Genomic DNA, 16387 nt, shown 5'->3' with positions numbered 1-16387 from the left:
CCTATCCTATAGCGATTGAAGAGTTGAAGACAGAGAAAAAGATGCCTGTGGGCATCCAAATAAGGCAGGTAAAATACCTTAATAACATTGTAGAGAAAGATCATCGTTTTATTAAAAAGAGAGTTCGTTCAATGCTAGGATTGAAATCTTTTCGTACAGCTAAATCTATTCTTTCAGGAATAGAAGCGATGCATATCATTAAAAAAGGCCAACTTATTTTACGGGAAAAGTCTGTCAAAAATGAAGTGAAGTTTATTCATCAACTATTCGGAATGGCTGCATAAGAATAGATTCCATTAGGAATCTATATACCTCTTTCAAATAAATACAATCTTTGCACCAGAACCGTTTCAAATCTATTTCACCCCTTATCTTTCCTTAACAAAAAACAAGACGCCACCCAGATTACAGTAACGCCTACGATAATTGCTATAAACTTAATCAAACTCATTTATCCTTACACTATTTATTTCTTTGCCTCCATACCCCATTCTCTTTACGATAAGTATTCTTACCATTCATGAAGTCAGCTGTATTATCAGGAATGCTATATTTCTTATTTTATTTCTTAGCCTTCTTCTTCAGCCTCTTCTCTTCTTGAACAGCTTGCAAGTCCGCCTTCCATTGTATCAACAAATCCTTTTCACGTCGCATCGAATTTGTACCCCTTGGATTAAAATGCACATCATATAATTAGATTCTACCTATTTATATAATTATTTAATTCAAATGTCCATTTTGTACAAAATAAAAGAGCACCCATAATCGATAGGTGCTCAAATATATGAAGTGGGGCAACCCCATACTCCAATATATGCTTGTCCTTATTAAAAGGTGCAAAATAAAAAGAGTACCCGTCATTAGGTACCCTTCAACAAATAAGTATGGTGCCCCAAGTTTCACCTCATATGATAACTCGTCACGAATTCATCATATGCTTGTCTTATTAGAATGTTCACTGTTTTAATGTGTAATTTCTATATAACAAAGAAAAAAGCACCCGTTTTGGATGCTTAATGTATACTAATATTAATATTGAATAGCTCTATTGATAGACTTTCTAGAACAATGAATATACTAGCTGAAGCTGATCTATATCCAATATTATTTCCTGTAACATTAATAGTAATCTCCGCTAAATGGGTTTGCACATCATCTTTTTCAAAAATTTTATCTTCAACCTTTTCAATTATTGCTACATTATCTACTTCTTTAAAAGTTTTCAGCAATTTTGTTTCTAATAAAGTAAAATCAAAATTTTCATCTTTAACTACATCAAATTTAATATTCATTTTTATTTCCCCATTTTTAACCAGTTAATATATTTATATCAGTATAATTATATATACTTTTATTATATAATTCAAAAGTTATGTTTTATAAAACTCCCCATAGTTCACATATTTAATAGAGAGAAATAAAAAAACAAATGGCAAAAGTTCCTCTTCCAAGGTCAAGATAACTCCCAACCTTCTCCAAGTCACCGCAACACTATATATTAGCTACACGCTTCACATTTGGTTAGTTCGGTGACTTGGAGAAGACTAAGAATCTTCTTGTTTATACTCCGTAGAGTCGGCTACTTAATGTCATTTTCGCCAATTTCCTTTACACAACGTTGAAAGAATGTATATCAAGACGCGTGTATTTCTTCCTGCAGGTTCTGGTGCAAAAATAAAGTAAAAGAGAATAAAGCATATATATTCCTAACGGAATCGTATCTTATGCTACAAGTCCAAACAATTGATGGACGAATTCTTTCTGATTTTGGATAGACTGGTTCCGTAAATTAATCTGTTCTTTTTTAATCATATGCATAGCTTCTACTTCAGAAAGAATGGATATAGCTGTGTCAAAAGATTTGAGCCCTAGCATAGAACGGATACGCTTCTTTATAAAGCGATGATCTTGTTCTACTATATTATTCAAGTACTTTTGTTGTCTAAGTTGCATACCATCAGGTATGCTTTTTTCTTTTTTCAACAGTTCAATTGCTATAGGATAAGCCGGATTCTTATCGACTGTTATCACACGTGGCTTTGATACATGAAAAGACCGCAAAGCTTTTTTGAAAAAGCGCTTTGCAGCCTTTCGGTCTCTTGTTTCGCTTAGACAAAAATCGATTGTGTTTCCTTTCGAATCAACAGCACGGTACAGGTAAATCCATTGCCCTTTAACTTTTATATATGTTTCATCAACTCTCCAAGAGTCATTGGTTTGCTTGAGGTGACGACGAATTCGTTTGTCCAATTCAGGACCATACTGATGAACCCAACGCATAATCGTGGTATGAGAAATAGATAAGCCCCGTTCCTTCATCATTTCCACCAAATCACGAAAACTGAGGTTATACCGTAGGTACCATCTTACCGTTAACAAAATTAAATCAGGCTGATAATGCTTCCATTTGAATAAATTTTCCTTTTTTATACTGATCACACACCTTTTCTAGAGTAGTAATATCAGTATGTCCAAGTTTTATAGATTTTTTGCACCAGAACCAGATCAAGTTGTAAGAGAAAAAAAGAAAGGAATGAAGTATTCTCCTCGTAGTAAACGACTCAGTGGTATCAATGTATATATGACCAACACCCCTACAGATATTGTCCCGATGGGACAGGTACATGACTGATATTCTTTGCGTTGGCAAATCGAAATTTTATTTAAAACGTGGAAGTCATTCTTTCAAATCCATCATTGTAAAAAGATAAAACCAGAACGATTGGAGTGCCATTTATATGGTCAATTGATTGCCATTCTACTCTGTTCTTCTATCATGTTTCAAATGCGCCAATTACTCCTCATGAAGAAAAAACGAGAGCTTAGTGAGTATAAAGCCATATATATGATTAAAGACTATTTTCTTCTTCTATTCCAAACTATACAAAAAAACACCCAAGAGCTATCAAAGGTGTTACTTCGCCTGTTCAATCTCCTACAGCAAAACGGGCGGAAATCCCCTAGGTATGAGAAGAAAACAGTCTTTGATATATTAGGTGTCGTTTATAATTGTACCATGTCTGATAACCAAGCAGCTTAATTCAAAAAAGGAAACCCGTTAGGGTTTATTTCGTATGCAAATCTTTAAAGCATCTACGTATAGACTTTCGAAAAAAAGAAACAATCTTGCTTATCATTGACGTTACACGGGCTTAGCTTGATAGCGATGTGGCGATACCCCTTTAAAGACTATATAACTATACTGATTTTTATAGTATGTATAGTAAATAATGAAGGGAGGAATAATTGGAAATGGAAATTATTCTGCTAACTGGCAGAATTAATTGTTGAAAATCGAAAAGGGAGATATAAAGATAAAAGATTCCCATTTAAGGAACCTTTTATGGTGGCAATTTCATTATGTCTTCTTTTTTATAAAATATATAATGAAATTGATAAATTGCAAATTGACATTATTCATATCTTAACAAAACGTTAAACAAAGTTGCTCCAAAATCATATCAGCCGAATAGCCACGGATTTCTCTTTGAAACAAATAGAAATCACTGCTCAAAGCAGCCAGTAACATATCAGCTCTAAAGACGCTGTTAGGTTGGTTTTTCTCGGTTCTATGCATCTCGTCAAATAATTCTACGAATAGCTGATGCAATTCATAATATAAAGGACTCTTATCCTTTGATCGTGGATTACTTGAAGTAGAATTCTCTACTCCTGTAAGCAATTGTGCCTTTTTTTCTCTGAAACGGACAAATAAGCTGAGTACGCCTTTTATTCGTTGATTTGGCGGCTCAGTCTGGTTCTGCTTCAAGTATGCTTCGATATTCTCAAAAAGCATATCAATATTATCTTTGATCAAATCAAGACACAACTCACTTTTATTTCTATAACGGCGATAAAGCGTTCCTGCACCAATTCCTGCCTCTGTTGCTATTTGATTCATACTGACTTGTTCAACACCATTGTGTTCAAATAGCCTAAGAGCCGTATTTAATATACGTTGGCGATTCTCGGCAGCGTCACGTCGCTCAGTCCGATTATGGGCTGTATTCTGATTATTTGCCATACCATCACTCCCTAACATTTATATCCCTTGACAAACGGAGAACTCTCCACTTATAATTCTTAAACGGAGAACTCTCCACTTGATTTTAACCTATTGTAAAGGAGTTATGCAAATATGCAAAATCAAAATAGTAAACCCTCATTATTAGTTATGGATTTACAAAATGGTATTGTATCACGTTTCTCAGAAAATAAAGATGTATTACTTCCATTCCAGAAAGCTGTTGAAGCGGCACGCCAAAATAATATTCCTGTTATTTTTATTCGATTAGGATTTAGCGAAGGCTATCCAGAAGTGAGTCCACAAAATAAAGGATTCTCAGCCATTACTAAAATGGGCGGAATGACTATCTCGGATGCGTGGACACAAATTCACGAATCTGTTCAGCCTGAAGCAAATGAACCTGTTGTAACGAAGTACAGATTTAGTGCATTCGCTGGTAGTAATCTGGAGGTTATCCTCCGTGCACAGCAAATCGATTCGCTTGTTCTCTGCGGTATTTCTACAAGCGGTGTGGTTCTATCCACTTTAAGGGAATCAGCAGACAAAGACTTTGCAATAACGGTACTTTCTGATGCTTGTCTAGATGCCGATTCTGAGGTTCACCGCGTTCTTATGGAAAAGGTATTCCCTCGTCAAGCAGATGTGGTTACTGTTGACGCTTGGATTAAAACACTGGATTAATATCATAACTAAGCAAACGCCTCTCAAGGATTTTCTCCTAAAGTGGCGTTTGTTTGATTTTACTCAGAACATCATTTGTTATAGAAATAAAAAAATGAAAGGACAGGTTATACTCATGCCGATTTGGAAAAGAAATTTAATTGTTTGCTGGTTTGGGATGTTTGTCACGGGTGTGGGAATGAGTCAGCTTGCACCAGTGTTGCCGCTTTATATCAAGCATCTTGGAGTTGATAATGCAGCTTTAATTGCACAGTTGTCCGGATTTTCTTTCGGCATAACCTTTATTATTTCTGCCATTTTTTCACCAATTTGGGGGCTTGCTGCGGATAAATACGGACGAAAACCAATGCTTTTGCGGGCGAGCCTTGGTATGGCAATAGTTATAGGTAGTATGGGTTTTGCTTCGAATGTATATGTATTGATAGGATTAAGATTATTACAGGGTGTAATAACAGGATACAGTTCAGCCTGTACTACACTAATTGCAACTCAGACGGAAAAGGAACATTCAGGGTGGGCTTTAGGTACCCTTTCAACGGCAAGTATTTCGGGTTCTTTACTTGGACCCATGATCGGTGGCTTCATGGCGGAGAATTTTGGATTACAAAATGTATTCTTTATAACGGGGGCAATGATGCTTATTGCATTTATTATTACCGCTTTATTTGTAAAGGAGTCCTTCAACCGCGAGGACAAAAAAGTGCTTAGTGCCAAGGAAACATGGAGGAATGTACCTGAAAAGAGCTTAACTCTTACCATGTTTGTGACTTTTTTTATAATATATATGGCATTGTATACAATGGAACCAATCATCACAGTATATGTGACTCAATTGTCCCGTGATACTAGTCATATTGCAATGATAGCTGGTATCGTATTCTCTGCTTCAGGGATGGCAAATATAATTGCCGCACCAAGATTGGGTAAAATTTCCGATAAAATAGGGCCCCAAAAAGTAATATTAGTCGCCCTTGTAGTAGCGGGACTCATTTTTATACCAGAAGCCTTTGTGAAAAATCCTTGGCAGTTAATGGTACTTCAATTTTTATTGGGATTAACCACAGCTGGCTTGGCTCCTGCAGTCAGCGTTTTAATTAAGAAAATCACACCATCTGCTCTAACAGGTAGGGTTTTTGGCTTTAACATGTCAGCAGGATATATGGGTGTATTTGGAGGTTCTGTTCTAGGAGGGCAAGTGGCGGCCCATATAGGTATCCGATATGTATTTTTTATTACAAGTACATTGTTACTGATAAATGCTGTGTGGGTTTACTACAGAGTATATAAAAAGCTTAATTTAAAAGAAGAAGACTTATTAAGAAGAAAAACAATCACTTGATGGTCTCTAAATAAAGGTATTCTAAATCCTTGTTCACGGGGTTCTATAGTTCGATAAAATAGTATAAAAGATCGATTATTATATAAACCAATTTTACTTTGAATACATGTAAATGATGTGAGAACCATTGTTATTCCAATAGTTCTCACATCGAAGTTAAGATAATCGCGTGATGTGGGAGGGACCCCATGCCCATCAACTTAAGAAAAGTAGACACTCCCAAAAAGAAAAAATGAGCTAAATTCTCAAAATAACTAACTGTAGAGAAAGATAATTTTCATATAGGTGTACATCAAAACCTTAGCTTGGTGGACATGGGGATGGTACTTAGTATTGTAAAAAATGTTCTAATAGAGTAGTATAAATTTATATTTATTGGTCGGTTGACCAAACTAAAAAAGAAGGTGAAATACAATGTCTAATTCTAAAAAAACAGCTACTCGGGATCAAATACTAATGGCTACGTTTGAATGCTTAGCTGAAAAAGGCACAACCGCTATTACATTACGAGATATTGCTACAAAAGCGGGAATTACTTTAAGTTTAATTCATTATTATTTTCCAACAAAGGAGGGATTATTAGTTAACGCTACCTCCTATGTCATGCAAAAACAGATTAAAGAAATTCAGAAGGAACTCTCAAATATACAAGATTTCTCAGAGAAAATGAAAAAACTAATATTTGTAGTACATCACCAGTTCAAAAGTTCTGAATGGAGAAAAGTGTATTTTAGTTTATTGGCAGCAGCAGCTTGGTCACCGAAAATTATGGAAGAAATTCGAGTTCTACAGAACCAATTGATAGACCTAATTCAAGAATATGCTCAAACTTCCAATGTAGAAATCCCAGATCTAGAAGCGTTTTCTAGGGCTTTATTGGCTTCGATGAATGGATTAGCGTTACAAGTTATGCATGGGGCTTCAGAAGAACAAATTGCTCCGGCATATGCGATTATAGAAAAAGTATTTATTAACATCTGCAACCCAAAAAACGCAATGAGTGATTATTAAACTATATAATTCCAAATTCATGTGCCAATCCATTATTCCATGACACCAAATGGAATGAAGGATTGCAAAACATTATAAAGTGAGGTTACAGCATGACCGCATATGGATCATTTTATTTTTTTGCTATAGTGGGGATTTTATTGATACCTACTATCGTAGCTGGATTAAGAGGTAAAATGTTGCGCAAATATAATGCTATCTTAACGCTTATTATGCTTGCTATTATCTTCTCGGATAAGTCAAATCAAGCAATGATGTTAGTAGTATTTATTATTTGGCAATATGTCCTTATTAAAGGCTATTTACTACTAAGAAAACAAAATAATAATACGTTCATGTTTTGCATGGCTATTATTTTGTCGATTTTGCCATTGATTTTGGCAAAAATCGCACCATTTGTACCTGAATTAAAATTCATTGTTTTTACTGGTATATCTTATGTAACATTCAGAGCAGTACAAATGGTATTTGAAATTCGCGATGGCTTAATTAAAGAATGCTCATTTTTTAATTTCTGGGAATTCATTTTGTTCTTCCCTGCTATTTCGACCGGACCTATCGATAGGTATCGCAGGTTCCAAAAAGATATTCAAAAACCACCAAGCGCTGAAGAATATCAAAACCTACTATACACGGGAATTAACCGTATTTTCCAAGGTTTTCTGTATAAGTTTATACTTGCTTACCTAATAAAAGAAAATATTATAGATGCAACATTAGCTCACCAAAACACAATTTCATCAAATATGATTTACATGTATAGCTATAGTTTATATCTATTTTTTGACTTCGCAGGTTATAGTTCATTCGTAATTGGTGTCAGTTATATGATGGGTATTAAAACACCAGAAAACTTTAATAAACCGTTTATCAGTCGTAATATTAAAGATTTCTGGAATCGTTGGCATATGAGCTTATCATTCTGGCTCCGTGATTTTATTTACATGCGCTTTGTCTTTTTTGCAACAAAGAAAAAGCTCATTAAAAATCGCTATATGATTTCATATATTGGCGTCTTTTTAAACTTTTTTGTCATGGGAATTTGGCACATTACTGGTCATGATATTGCTCAATATATTATTTATGCTCTATATCATATTTTTCTGTTTATTTTATTTGATATTTTCGAACGGAAAAATAAGAAGCATAAATTTTGGCCCAACAATACGTTCATGCATGTCCTTGCAATTGTGATTACATTCCATTTCGTATGTTTCGGTTTCCTAATCTTCTCTGGTCACCTAAACAATTATTTTTAATGAATGACCTCTTTTCTCACAACTAAGAAGTTACACATATTTGCGCTTGTAAACGTGGGAGTCAGTTTATTATTTAGATATTCTTCTATAATTCTTTTAATTATGGCTCTTATGATACTATTAATAACTATTATGTTTTTTAGTGTAGAGAAGAAATTGAAAGTATAGTATAGTGAGAATAAATTTTTTTTATAAACAGTTATCCTCCATTATTATTAAATTAAAAAGAATTTCTATCCATATTACGAAAAAAAACATTATTCTTTTTGTAGAAATATGCAGAAAGGATAGCGTTTTTTTTATCAATAACACATATATTTTTATTAACATAATCCATTATTCTCTGTATTAAATATATCTAGAAAAACCCCCTTCAGTTTGCTTACTGAAGGGGGTTCGTATTTACATAATTCCCGTTTTCGGCAATCAAAAACATTCGAATTCTATTATGTTGCCTTCAGGATTTAGTTCATGACTTCTAACTTTCTTAAATAGAGGTAATACCAGTACACCCACATATAAGGGATGATATAGGAAAAAAATGTCCAAATAATATTCCAGCCGTTACCATATACGATTTCTCCACTTAAAACTAATGTCATTTCAAGAAGGGTAGTAAATAGGGATATGAAAAAGACCATCAAGTAAGGTCTTTTGGTTTTCTTTATAAAGAATATCAAGTAACTTGCCAAAATCGGATAAATTCCTATATTAAAGGGTAACGCAGAAAAAGTTTTTTGATCAAGGAAAGGAGCAATCCTCCAAAAACCACAATAAAAGCCGAATTCATTTACGACAAAAGCAACGACACAAAAGAATGAGCCAATCAGAGGGATAATTCTTCTCTCTTTTTTGTAAAGGTGAAGAATTCCAACAGTCCAAGGTAACACAAATGCAATTAGAATATTAAATAACATCTTGACTCTACCTTCCTTTCCTTATAACCATCTTCACCTTACTCCTTATAATTTAAACTAAAAAAGTTTTCCAAACCAACGCAACATGATAATTACAATCAACTGAGTTATGATTAAATTATAAGGCTGCTTATCTCTTATTTTGTTCTCAAAAATATACCCCATATACACATCTAGTTTACATAAAACCACTTATCGGTAGCAAGGAAAAGGCAGGAAACCGTACTCTCACCAAGGAACCTTCTTTTTTTGTTCTATGGATCTATGCCCTTTTTTATACATTCCTATCCTAGCACGGTTTTTGGATTCTTGTTTGTTACTAGAACTGTATAAAATCTTGCATACTCTTAGCATGAGTTTTTCCAAAATGCTGCAATACCCTAGATTTAAAAAGAAATAAGCAGTGATTAGATTTTAAACCTAGTCATTGCTTTATCCATTGCATCTTGATTTACACCTATATAACGTAACGTGACCTTCTCTGACGAGTGATTGAATATCTCCATAAGTAATGCTATGTTTTTCGTTTGCATGTACATGTGATACCCGTATGTTTTTCTTAACGTATGTGTTCCTATTTCATCTAACCCAAACTCTGCCGCTGCTCCGCTTAATATCTTATATGCCATGCTACGACCAATTGGACGATTCTTACCTTGTCTGCTTTGCAATAAATACTCATTGTCTTCTCTTTCTACAATAAACCATTTAAGTTCTCTTTTCAGCGCTGCAGTAATTTGTATTCGTTTCTCTTTCCCTGTTTTCTTTTCCCGCATAGATATATGGCTGCCTTTAACATCCCCTACCTTCAATTTCAAAATATCTGAGATTCTGAGACCTGTATTAATACCCATAATGAAGAGAATGTAATTACGTAAGCTCTTTTCCTTAAAATACTCTTTTAGCTGTTGTATTCGCTCTGGATCACGTATTGGCTAAACAAAATTCATTATTCATTACCTCCAGATTCTTCAGTCTCATAAACTTCTAATCTAAGAGCAAATGCTAATTTATAAAAAGCATTTGATTTATTTCTTCTATATGTACGTTCACTCATACCAATATCGTTATAAACCATATAATCAAAGACTTCCTCATCTTCCAAATATCGTTTTACAATGATATCTCGTTGATTTTTGCTAAATCGACTTAATGTTTATCAATTTGAAAAGATAAACGTTGTAATTTTAATTCTCTTTCACTCATTGCAACATTTGCTAAAGCAACATCTTCAGCTGGCTTGCCTACCATGTTTGTTGGGCCATGATATCTTACCTCGCAAGAAGCTGTGACCTTCACCTCATTTCTAATCATCCCAAATTTTCTATAAATACGAACATTTTCAAGAATCTCTTCTAAACGAACTTGTGTTGCTCTACGATCAATTTTAGGTAAGAAAGTTAATTGCGTCATATATAAAAACACTCCTTATCTATTTTATTAATAAAAAAACAAAAAGCGGACACCAAACCATAGAGCACTATCACTTATGCTCTTTATGGTTTGATGTCCGCTGGTTCTTCCAGTAGGACTAAATATTTAATTGGTATTATTATATCATTTTCTCATATTTTAGTAACTTTGTTATTAGAAAAGGATTATTTTATTAAGTCCTCTATGAAATACTTTCTTCTATCTCTTGGCTTTCTTCTCTTATTTGACCGATTAATGAAACTACTGAACCGACCGCTTGGACCCAACTCCCCGTAATCACTATAAGCTGCCCATCCTCCTCATCGTCTTCCGAAATTCCCTCCACTTTATCCCGACTAGCTTTCAATTCATCTATTCCACCTATTGCCTGTAATGAATTACCAGTCGCTTGTAACACATTCCCGATAATGATATACGATTCATCCATATTGGAACTATCTTCTATTTCCCCACCTATTGATGTAACACCACCTAATGCTTGTATCCAATTTCCTGCAATTACTAATTTTTTTTTTGTTTCATCTTCAAATTCTATAATAAGTCCTGTTAGAACCGTTACATTACCAATTGATTGGATTTCGTTCCCAATCAATTCAAGGGATATTTCTCCTTGTCCATCAGCTTCCAGACCATTCCCCGTTGCCTGTAATACATTCCCCCATACGCTCAAATCTTTTCTTAATTCGCTGTTCAATCTTTTTAAAGGTGTACTCCCAATCGCAGCAATAATTGTCCCTACTGCAACAAACCATGCGCCAACTATCTCCTTAATCGGATCATCCATTCTCAATCTACCCCGTCATTAATTTACTACTTGTAAGATATGTATTGGAGCATCTTCATGTTAATGGCCTACTTCTCTCCCTCCTGAATAAAGCTCAATATTTCGTCAATACTATACATACATCTAGAGTTACATCACTGTTTGGAGCAGTTAGCTACTTCAGCTAGCTGCTTTGTTGTGCCAAATTAATTTTGGGTTCAAATAATTCACACCTTTTGAAAAATACAGATCCGATATTACGTATTCTTTTACAGTAATGGTACTGGTCATAAGAGCATCCTCAAAGGTTGCTCTTTTAAATTTAATCTTCTCTTTAATCTTCTCTTTAATCTGTTCACAATTTTATGCGGTAGACATATTATTAACAAGACAAGACAAGACAAGACATAGTTTATATATAGTGGTGCACAAAAAACTTTGTGCACCATTTTTCATCTCGATAACTTAGTATTTAAATAGCTTTTTTGTTCAAATACTTCACGCCCATGAAAAAATTTCATTTGGTATCACATAACCGGAGCTACTGGAATAACTGGAGCAACCGGACCTTCTGGTGGACCTCCGGGGCCTACTGGACCTACTGGACCTACCGGACTTACAGTATCTGGGTTATCTCATTATGCTTATGTTTTCAATACAGCAGCTCAAGTTGTTGCCTTAGAAGCACCTATTCTTTTTAATTCACATGGTAAAATGACACCTGGTTTTACTCATACGCTTGGAACTTCTCAATTGATGGTTCTTAATGCAGGAGATTATAAAATTTCTTTTTCTATATCAGGAGTTGAGCCTAATCAATTCACACTTTTTTTAAATGGTGCTCCGGTTACCAGCGCAGTTTATGGATCAGGTGCAGGAACTCAACCAAACAACGGCCAAACAATCCTCACTTTAGCTGCAGGTGATATTATTACCCTTAATAATCATACTTCCGCTGCTGCAGTTACTTTGCAGACTTTGGCAGGTGGAACACAAACAAATATAAATGCTTCGATTGTAATTGAAAAATTAAATTAATTTAATCATTTATTTCTTGAAACTCTGGCAGTAAATAACCTAGAGTGGATTCTTTTTTTAACAAGCAGTTAGCTTTTGCTAGCTGCTCTTTTAATTAAAATAACGATTTTATTTTAAAACTACACAAAGCGAAAGAAATACGCATACAATGTCGCGGATTCTTTTTCAATGTAAGTTTGGGTAGAAGAGCACCTTGGTAAGCGCTCTTTAATTTCTACTGTATATTTTTATACGCAATTCATATACTTTAAATAACCTGTTATGTCTTCAACAAATATTTTAGTGACATTCCACTTTTTTGAGACAACAAGCCCTCCGGTTGTTGTCTTTTTTCTCTATTCAAATAAGGATTTTGTTTTAAAATTGCACCTACCTAAATAGCACGTATACAATATCGTGTGTATTCATATTCAATATAAATTTTAGTCAGAGAGCTCTTTTCAAAGAGCTCTCTATTTTTCAAATCAGGACCTTGTTCTATTTTTTATTTAAAACGTATAAATCAAAATGGTGGTAAGTAATTATCTTGACAATTGAATAATTCTTATTTCGGCACCTATACGAAGTGCTCTTTTTTGATTATTACAAAATAATTATTTTATTAAAATCTTCACGAGCAATAACTTCGAATTCTTAGATCAAAATGAACCTCTAGATGATTACAACATATGCTAATTTAAATACTTTCTAGGAAATTAGGTGCGTACTATGCCCACAGTTGTAGCAAACCTTGTCGCACAAAATAGTACTGGTTCTTTCAACTTAGGCGATTTTTATAATGTTTCTCCAAAAGAGAATACAAAATCTTATAATGGTTCAGGATCATCAAATGTTGGTTTTGTTATCAATACCTTTAGCGGTGTTAGGTTCGTTGTGTTATTATTTTTTATAATAAATACGGTACATGAAATTATTTTATTGATTTTAAAAAAAGCCCCTTGTAAGGGCCACTTATTTTACAAGGTACTGTTTTACTTCTTTTATTAATAGTTCCGCACCTTCTGGATTTAATGTTATCTTACCATTTGCTAATACTATGTTACGATTTGACACCTCTTCTGTTAATGCACAAACACCACCAGGCTGATACTTCTGTAAAACAATGTCTTCACCTTCTACAAGATCTCTAATGGTGATTTTTCTTTAATACCTAGCGTATTTCTAAGTTCCTTTGGAATTACCACACGCCCTAACTCATCTACTTTTCTAGTTACTCCGGTTGCTTTCATCTAATATCTTTCCCCATACATGAAAATTTAGTTTCATTTACAAAAGAACAAGTAAAATAAATAGAGGATTTTTGGCACGATAACAAGATAAGTAATTGAAATGAAGCAATTCGTCAGCTAGTAGAAAAGGGTTAAGTCTTAAATAATGACTAGCCTTTTTATTCCCCCTAAAAACCCCAAAAACACATTTAAAGTCCTTATCTGTCTTTACATATGTTTTTAAAATGAACAAGACCTATTTTAACTTGTCCATCGAAACGCAAAATAAACAAACCTGAAAAGTCGTTTTTAAATTAAACTTCCTTTTTTTAATACACTCTTTAAAAAATTGAAAAAGAGCTGAATTTTTATCACAGCTCATGTATTTATTAGCTCTGTATGCGTACATGTAGAGTGTTGAGAACATCCAAAAATCTTGCTTCCTGTTTTATTTGATGTACAAAATCAGTCTTTTCTAAATCAGAAAGATTTCATTCACAGAATTTTTGGACTTATAGTATAAAATACGATTCCGTTAAAAATCTACTATCGTTCCTCTTCATATATTGGCACCAGAACCTCCTTTTTAACCAAAAAAGTTGAGGATTCCCCCAACTTTTTGATTCATCTATTGTCTTATTAGTCCTGTAGATGTAACCTGATATATTCTCTTCTTACCCATATATTCCTGTTTGCCATTCTCAAGGTTAGTTAAAGTAGCTCATATCTTTTCCTTTTCTGCTTCCCCTTCTATATGGGTAAGTTCAATGTAATCCCCAACTTTTACAGGAACGGTTTGGGTTTCAGCAGTTCGTTGTCTATTTCCCACAATTTCTTTATTGTACACAACGCTACCCGATGAGTTCTGTACTTTTATACTTGCATACGTACTATTAAAGTAGGAATGTGGTATACCAGCTTCTAATTGTATCTGCATTTTTTCTATCTCTTTATTCAATGATGTTTCAACAGAACCTGTATTTTTCACCTTTAATATTTTTATTTTTCAACCATAAGTATACCTAGAAATATTCTAAAAACTAGTTGAAAATCTTTTAGATTCTAACTTTCTTATAATACCACTTGCTATTTCTTCAATATTTTCATTTAGAAAGAAATGATTACCTTCAAATGAATTGAAGGTACACGATTTACTTGTGTATTGTTTCCATTTTTTCACCTCATCATATGTAGTTAATTCATCTTTTTTTCCGTTCAATACAAGAAAATCAATGTCACATGCTCGTATATTGTTGTTATGGATATATGTCTCTACAATTTTAAAATCTGCTCTTAGAATGGGGAGAAAAATTCCCATTAATTCTTCTGATTGTAGTACCTCGGTTGATGTTCCCCCCATTGCAATAACTTCATTTTTGAATTGTTCATCGGGTAGGTTATGTCGAATATTTTTTATCTTACTATTAGGATGATTTCTACCGGATAAAACAAGAAATTCAGGCAATACATTATTAGAATCCTGTATTTTTCTAGCTAATTCATAGGCAATCAAGCTTCCCATGCTATGCCCATATAAAATATAGGGCGAATTATCTAGTTGCTTGACTATACTATTGTAGACATCATTTACAGCCTCTTCCATACTCTGGTACAGGCTTTCTTCAATTCTATATCCTCTACCGGCTAACTCTATTGGAACTACTTCAATATGTGGATTAAAGTAATTTTTCCATTTTGAGTAACTAAACGCAGAGCCACCAGCATGTGGAAAGCAAAAAAGTTTAGTCTTATTCATAGATTTTCTCCTTACTTTAAAATTTGTTTATATTTTGGCCAATTGTATAAAAGTCTTTAATTATTATCTCATTCGGTAATTCATCACGTTTTGCACAAGCAGATATCTTATAATTTGGATCAATATTATATTGTCTAAAGTAAAAGTTTTGAGGTATATTCGTGTATGAAATTAAAGTTCGTGACTCTTTTTTTACAGAGAATGAATTTAACGGGATATAAAGTCCTTTACCAATCATTTTTATATGGCTTTCTTTTAATGTCCATAAATCAAAAAAATAATTGATTTGTTCATCAGAATTCATATTAGATAAATCATAAAATTCTTCCTCTGAAAAAAATTCATTTGCTAATTTAAGAGCCTCTATGTCTGAAACTCTTTCAATATCAATACCTACATTAGAATTAGCAGTGGCACAGACCACCCATTCTCCTGAATGCGAAATATTAAAGTGAAAGTCAGAAAAATTTTGAACAAAAGGTTTTCCGTACTCATTATATATAAATTTAATTTCTTCATTATTCATTTTATATTTTTGGCAAACTAGGGAACGAATTAATAAATCTCCTATCAAAGTCCTATTAATATCACATAAATTTAATAAACGCTTCATTCGTTCTCTCTTCTCATTTGAAATCAAGTTACTAAATTGATTAAACAAATGATTTTCAATATTTTTTGGTATTTTCACAGCATGAATTTGTATGATAAATCACTTCCTTTTTAAAAGGATTTCTTCCTATGTATACGTTATAGAAATTCAATTTCATTTTCTAACTTGCATTTATTCAAGTGCAAATATAATAGAAAAGGTGCATATTTACATATCAATGAAAATATACACCTTTCCTCAGCAATATCATCAAAGCATTCGCTTCTGGTACAAAAACTTCAGAGAATTTACAGCATACTATGAACAACTCATATATGTTTCTATGTCCCTATCAAGCAAGC

The 16387-nt window shown here is 33.5% G+C and carries 13 protein-coding genes and 8 pseudogenes; 8 read left to right on the top strand and 13 right to left on the bottom strand.

Annotated elements, in window-relative coordinates:
• Positions 1–284 (top strand): DDE-type integrase/transposase/recombinase (locus tag ABH960_RS16685; RefSeq protein WP_404446759.1); only part of this gene is annotated, 284 nt, incomplete at its 5' end.
• 178 nt (positions 285–462) lie between these two features.
• On the opposite strand, the pseudogene ABH960_RS16680 reads toward ABH960_RS16685, so the two are convergent.
• The 3 genes and pseudogenes from ABH960_RS16680 to ABH960_RS16670 all read right to left on the bottom strand — a co-directional run bounded on the left by ABH960_RS16680 (position 463) and on the right by ABH960_RS16670 (position 2430).
• Positions 463–654, bottom strand: a pseudogene (locus ABH960_RS16680) (hypothetical protein).
• 359 nt (positions 655–1013) lie between these two features.
• Complete coding sequence (locus ABH960_RS16675; RefSeq protein ID WP_404446756.1) at positions 1014–1292, bottom strand: hypothetical protein; 279 nt, start codon at positions 1290–1292, stop codon at positions 1014–1016.
• 430 nt (positions 1293–1722) lie between these two features.
• On the bottom strand, positions 1723–2430 hold the full coding sequence (locus tag ABH960_RS16670; RefSeq protein WP_404446780.1) for an IS6 family transposase: 708 nt from the start codon (positions 2428–2430) through the stop codon (positions 1723–1725).
• A 73-nt stretch (positions 2431–2503) separates the two neighbouring features.
• Here ABH960_RS16670 and ABH960_RS16665 point away from each other — a divergent pair.
• Positions 2504–3040 (top strand): annotated as a pseudogene (locus tag ABH960_RS16665) (transposase); the annotation flags it as partial.
• Between the two features lie 384 nt (positions 3041–3424).
• On the opposite strand, the gene ABH960_RS16660 reads toward ABH960_RS16665, so the two are convergent.
• Positions 3425–4024: a TetR/AcrR family transcriptional regulator gene (locus ABH960_RS16660; protein ID WP_113937317.1), complete on the bottom strand. Its 600-nt coding sequence runs from the start codon at positions 4022–4024 to the stop codon at positions 3425–3427.
• Between the two features lie 114 nt (positions 4025–4138).
• Between ABH960_RS16660 and ABH960_RS16655 the strand changes: the two genes are divergently transcribed.
• The 4 genes from ABH960_RS16655 to dltB all read left to right on the top strand — a co-directional run bounded on the left by ABH960_RS16655 (position 4139) and on the right by dltB (position 8317).
• Positions 4139–4708, top strand: a complete 570-nt coding sequence (locus ABH960_RS16655) for a cysteine hydrolase family protein (RefSeq protein WP_078178481.1) — start codon at positions 4139–4141, stop codon at positions 4706–4708.
• 115 nt (positions 4709–4823) lie between these two features.
• Positions 4824–6047 carry a multidrug efflux MFS transporter gene (locus ABH960_RS16650; RefSeq protein WP_340954662.1) on the top strand — a complete coding sequence of 408 codons (1224 nt, stop codon included), beginning with the start codon at positions 4824–4826 and terminating at the stop codon, positions 6045–6047.
• A gap of 414 nt (positions 6048–6461) precedes the next feature.
• Positions 6462–7058, top strand: a complete 597-nt coding sequence (locus ABH960_RS16645) for a TetR/AcrR family transcriptional regulator (protein ID WP_016093780.1) — start codon at positions 6462–6464, stop codon at positions 7056–7058.
• 92 nt (positions 7059–7150) lie between these two features.
• Positions 7151–8317, top strand: a complete 1167-nt coding sequence (dltB, locus tag ABH960_RS16640; protein ID WP_098633303.1) for a D-alanyl-lipoteichoic acid biosynthesis protein DltB — start codon at positions 7151–7153, stop codon at positions 8315–8317.
• Between the two features lie 464 nt (positions 8318–8781).
• On the opposite strand, the gene ABH960_RS16635 is transcribed toward dltB, so the two are convergent.
• From ABH960_RS16635 to ABH960_RS16620, 4 genes and pseudogenes are all read right to left on the bottom strand, one after another.
• Positions 8782–9234, bottom strand: coding sequence for a CBO0543 family protein (locus ABH960_RS16635; protein ID WP_002191492.1), 453 nt, complete (start codon positions 9232–9234; stop codon positions 8782–8784).
• 407 nt (positions 9235–9641) lie between these two features.
• Complete coding sequence (locus ABH960_RS16630; RefSeq protein WP_235661835.1) at positions 9642–10166, bottom strand: site-specific integrase; 525 nt, start codon at positions 10164–10166, stop codon at positions 9642–9644.
• Positions 10167–10183: 17 nt separating this feature from the next.
• A pseudogene (locus tag ABH960_RS16625) lies at positions 10184–10647 on the bottom strand (ArpU family phage packaging/lysis transcriptional regulator).
• A 202-nt stretch (positions 10648–10849) separates the two neighbouring features.
• Entirely contained in the window at positions 10850–11452 is a 603-nt protein-coding gene (locus ABH960_RS16620) for a DUF6944 family repetitive protein (protein ID WP_404446751.1), read from the bottom strand.
• A 510-nt stretch (positions 11453–11962) separates the two neighbouring features.
• Here ABH960_RS16620 and ABH960_RS16615 point away from each other — a divergent pair.
• Positions 11963–12469 (top strand): annotated as a pseudogene (locus ABH960_RS16615) (BclA C-terminal domain-containing protein); the annotation flags it as partial.
• 708 nt (positions 12470–13177) lie between these two features.
• Positions 13178–13333: pseudogene (locus tag ABH960_RS16610) on the top strand (spore germination protein); the annotation flags it as partial.
• A gap of 87 nt (positions 13334–13420) precedes the next feature.
• On the opposite strand, the pseudogene ABH960_RS16605 reads toward ABH960_RS16610, so the two are convergent.
• The 5 genes and pseudogenes from ABH960_RS16605 to ABH960_RS16585 form a co-directional block, all read right to left on the bottom strand.
• Positions 13421–13698: pseudogene (locus tag ABH960_RS16605) on the bottom strand (AbrB/MazE/SpoVT family DNA-binding domain-containing protein).
• A 357-nt stretch (positions 13699–14055) separates the two neighbouring features.
• Positions 14056–14133: pseudogene (locus tag ABH960_RS16600) on the bottom strand (restriction endonuclease); the annotation flags it as partial.
• Between the two features lie 172 nt (positions 14134–14305).
• Positions 14306–14635, bottom strand: a pseudogene (locus tag ABH960_RS16595) (putative mucin/carbohydrate-binding domain-containing protein); the annotation flags it as partial.
• 75 nt (positions 14636–14710) lie between these two features.
• Entirely contained in the window at positions 14711–15433 is a 723-nt protein-coding gene (locus ABH960_RS16590) for a thioesterase II family protein (protein WP_003192753.1), read from the bottom strand.
• Between the two features lie 16 nt (positions 15434–15449).
• Positions 15450–16124 (bottom strand): 4'-phosphopantetheinyl transferase family protein, encoded by a 675-nt coding sequence (locus ABH960_RS16585; RefSeq protein WP_404446749.1) that lies wholly within the window; start codon positions 16122–16124, stop codon positions 15450–15452.
• Positions 16125–16387: the final 263 nt, after the last annotated feature.

It is taken from the genome of Bacillus sp. RC252, from assembly GCF_044909215.1.
Lineage (GTDB): Bacteria > Bacillota > Bacilli > Bacillales > Bacillaceae_G > Bacillus_A > Bacillus_A mycoides.
The sequence above is the reverse complement of the archived record's forward strand: the minus strand, read 5'-3'. Positions and strand labels throughout refer to the sequence as shown.

Coding starts and splice junctions, on each gene's coding strand:
- ABH960_RS16675 (WP_404446756.1), bottom strand. CDS start 1,292: ATGAATATTAAATTTGATGTAGTTAAAGATGAAAATTTTGATTTTACT.
- ABH960_RS16660 (WP_113937317.1), bottom strand. CDS start 4,024: ATGGCAAATAATCAGAATACAGCCCATAATCGGACTGAGCGACGTGAC.
- ABH960_RS16655 (WP_078178481.1), top strand. CDS start 4,139: ATGCAAAATCAAAATAGTAAACCCTCATTATTAGTTATGGATTTACAA.
- ABH960_RS16650 (WP_340954662.1), top strand. CDS start 4,824: ATGCCGATTTGGAAAAGAAATTTAATTGTTTGCTGGTTTGGGATGTTT.
- ABH960_RS16645 (WP_016093780.1), top strand. CDS start 6,462: ATGTCTAATTCTAAAAAAACAGCTACTCGGGATCAAATACTAATGGCT.
- dltB (WP_098633303.1), top strand. CDS start 7,151: ATGACCGCATATGGATCATTTTATTTTTTTGCTATAGTGGGGATTTTA.
- ABH960_RS16635 (WP_002191492.1), bottom strand. CDS start 9,234: ATGTTATTTAATATTCTAATTGCATTTGTGTTACCTTGGACTGTTGGA.
- ABH960_RS16620 (WP_404446751.1), bottom strand. CDS start 11,452: ATGGATGATCCGATTAAGGAGATAGTTGGCGCATGGTTTGTTGCAGTA.
- ABH960_RS16590 (WP_003192753.1), bottom strand. CDS start 15,433: ATGAATAAGACTAAACTTTTTTGCTTTCCACATGCTGGTGGCTCTGCG.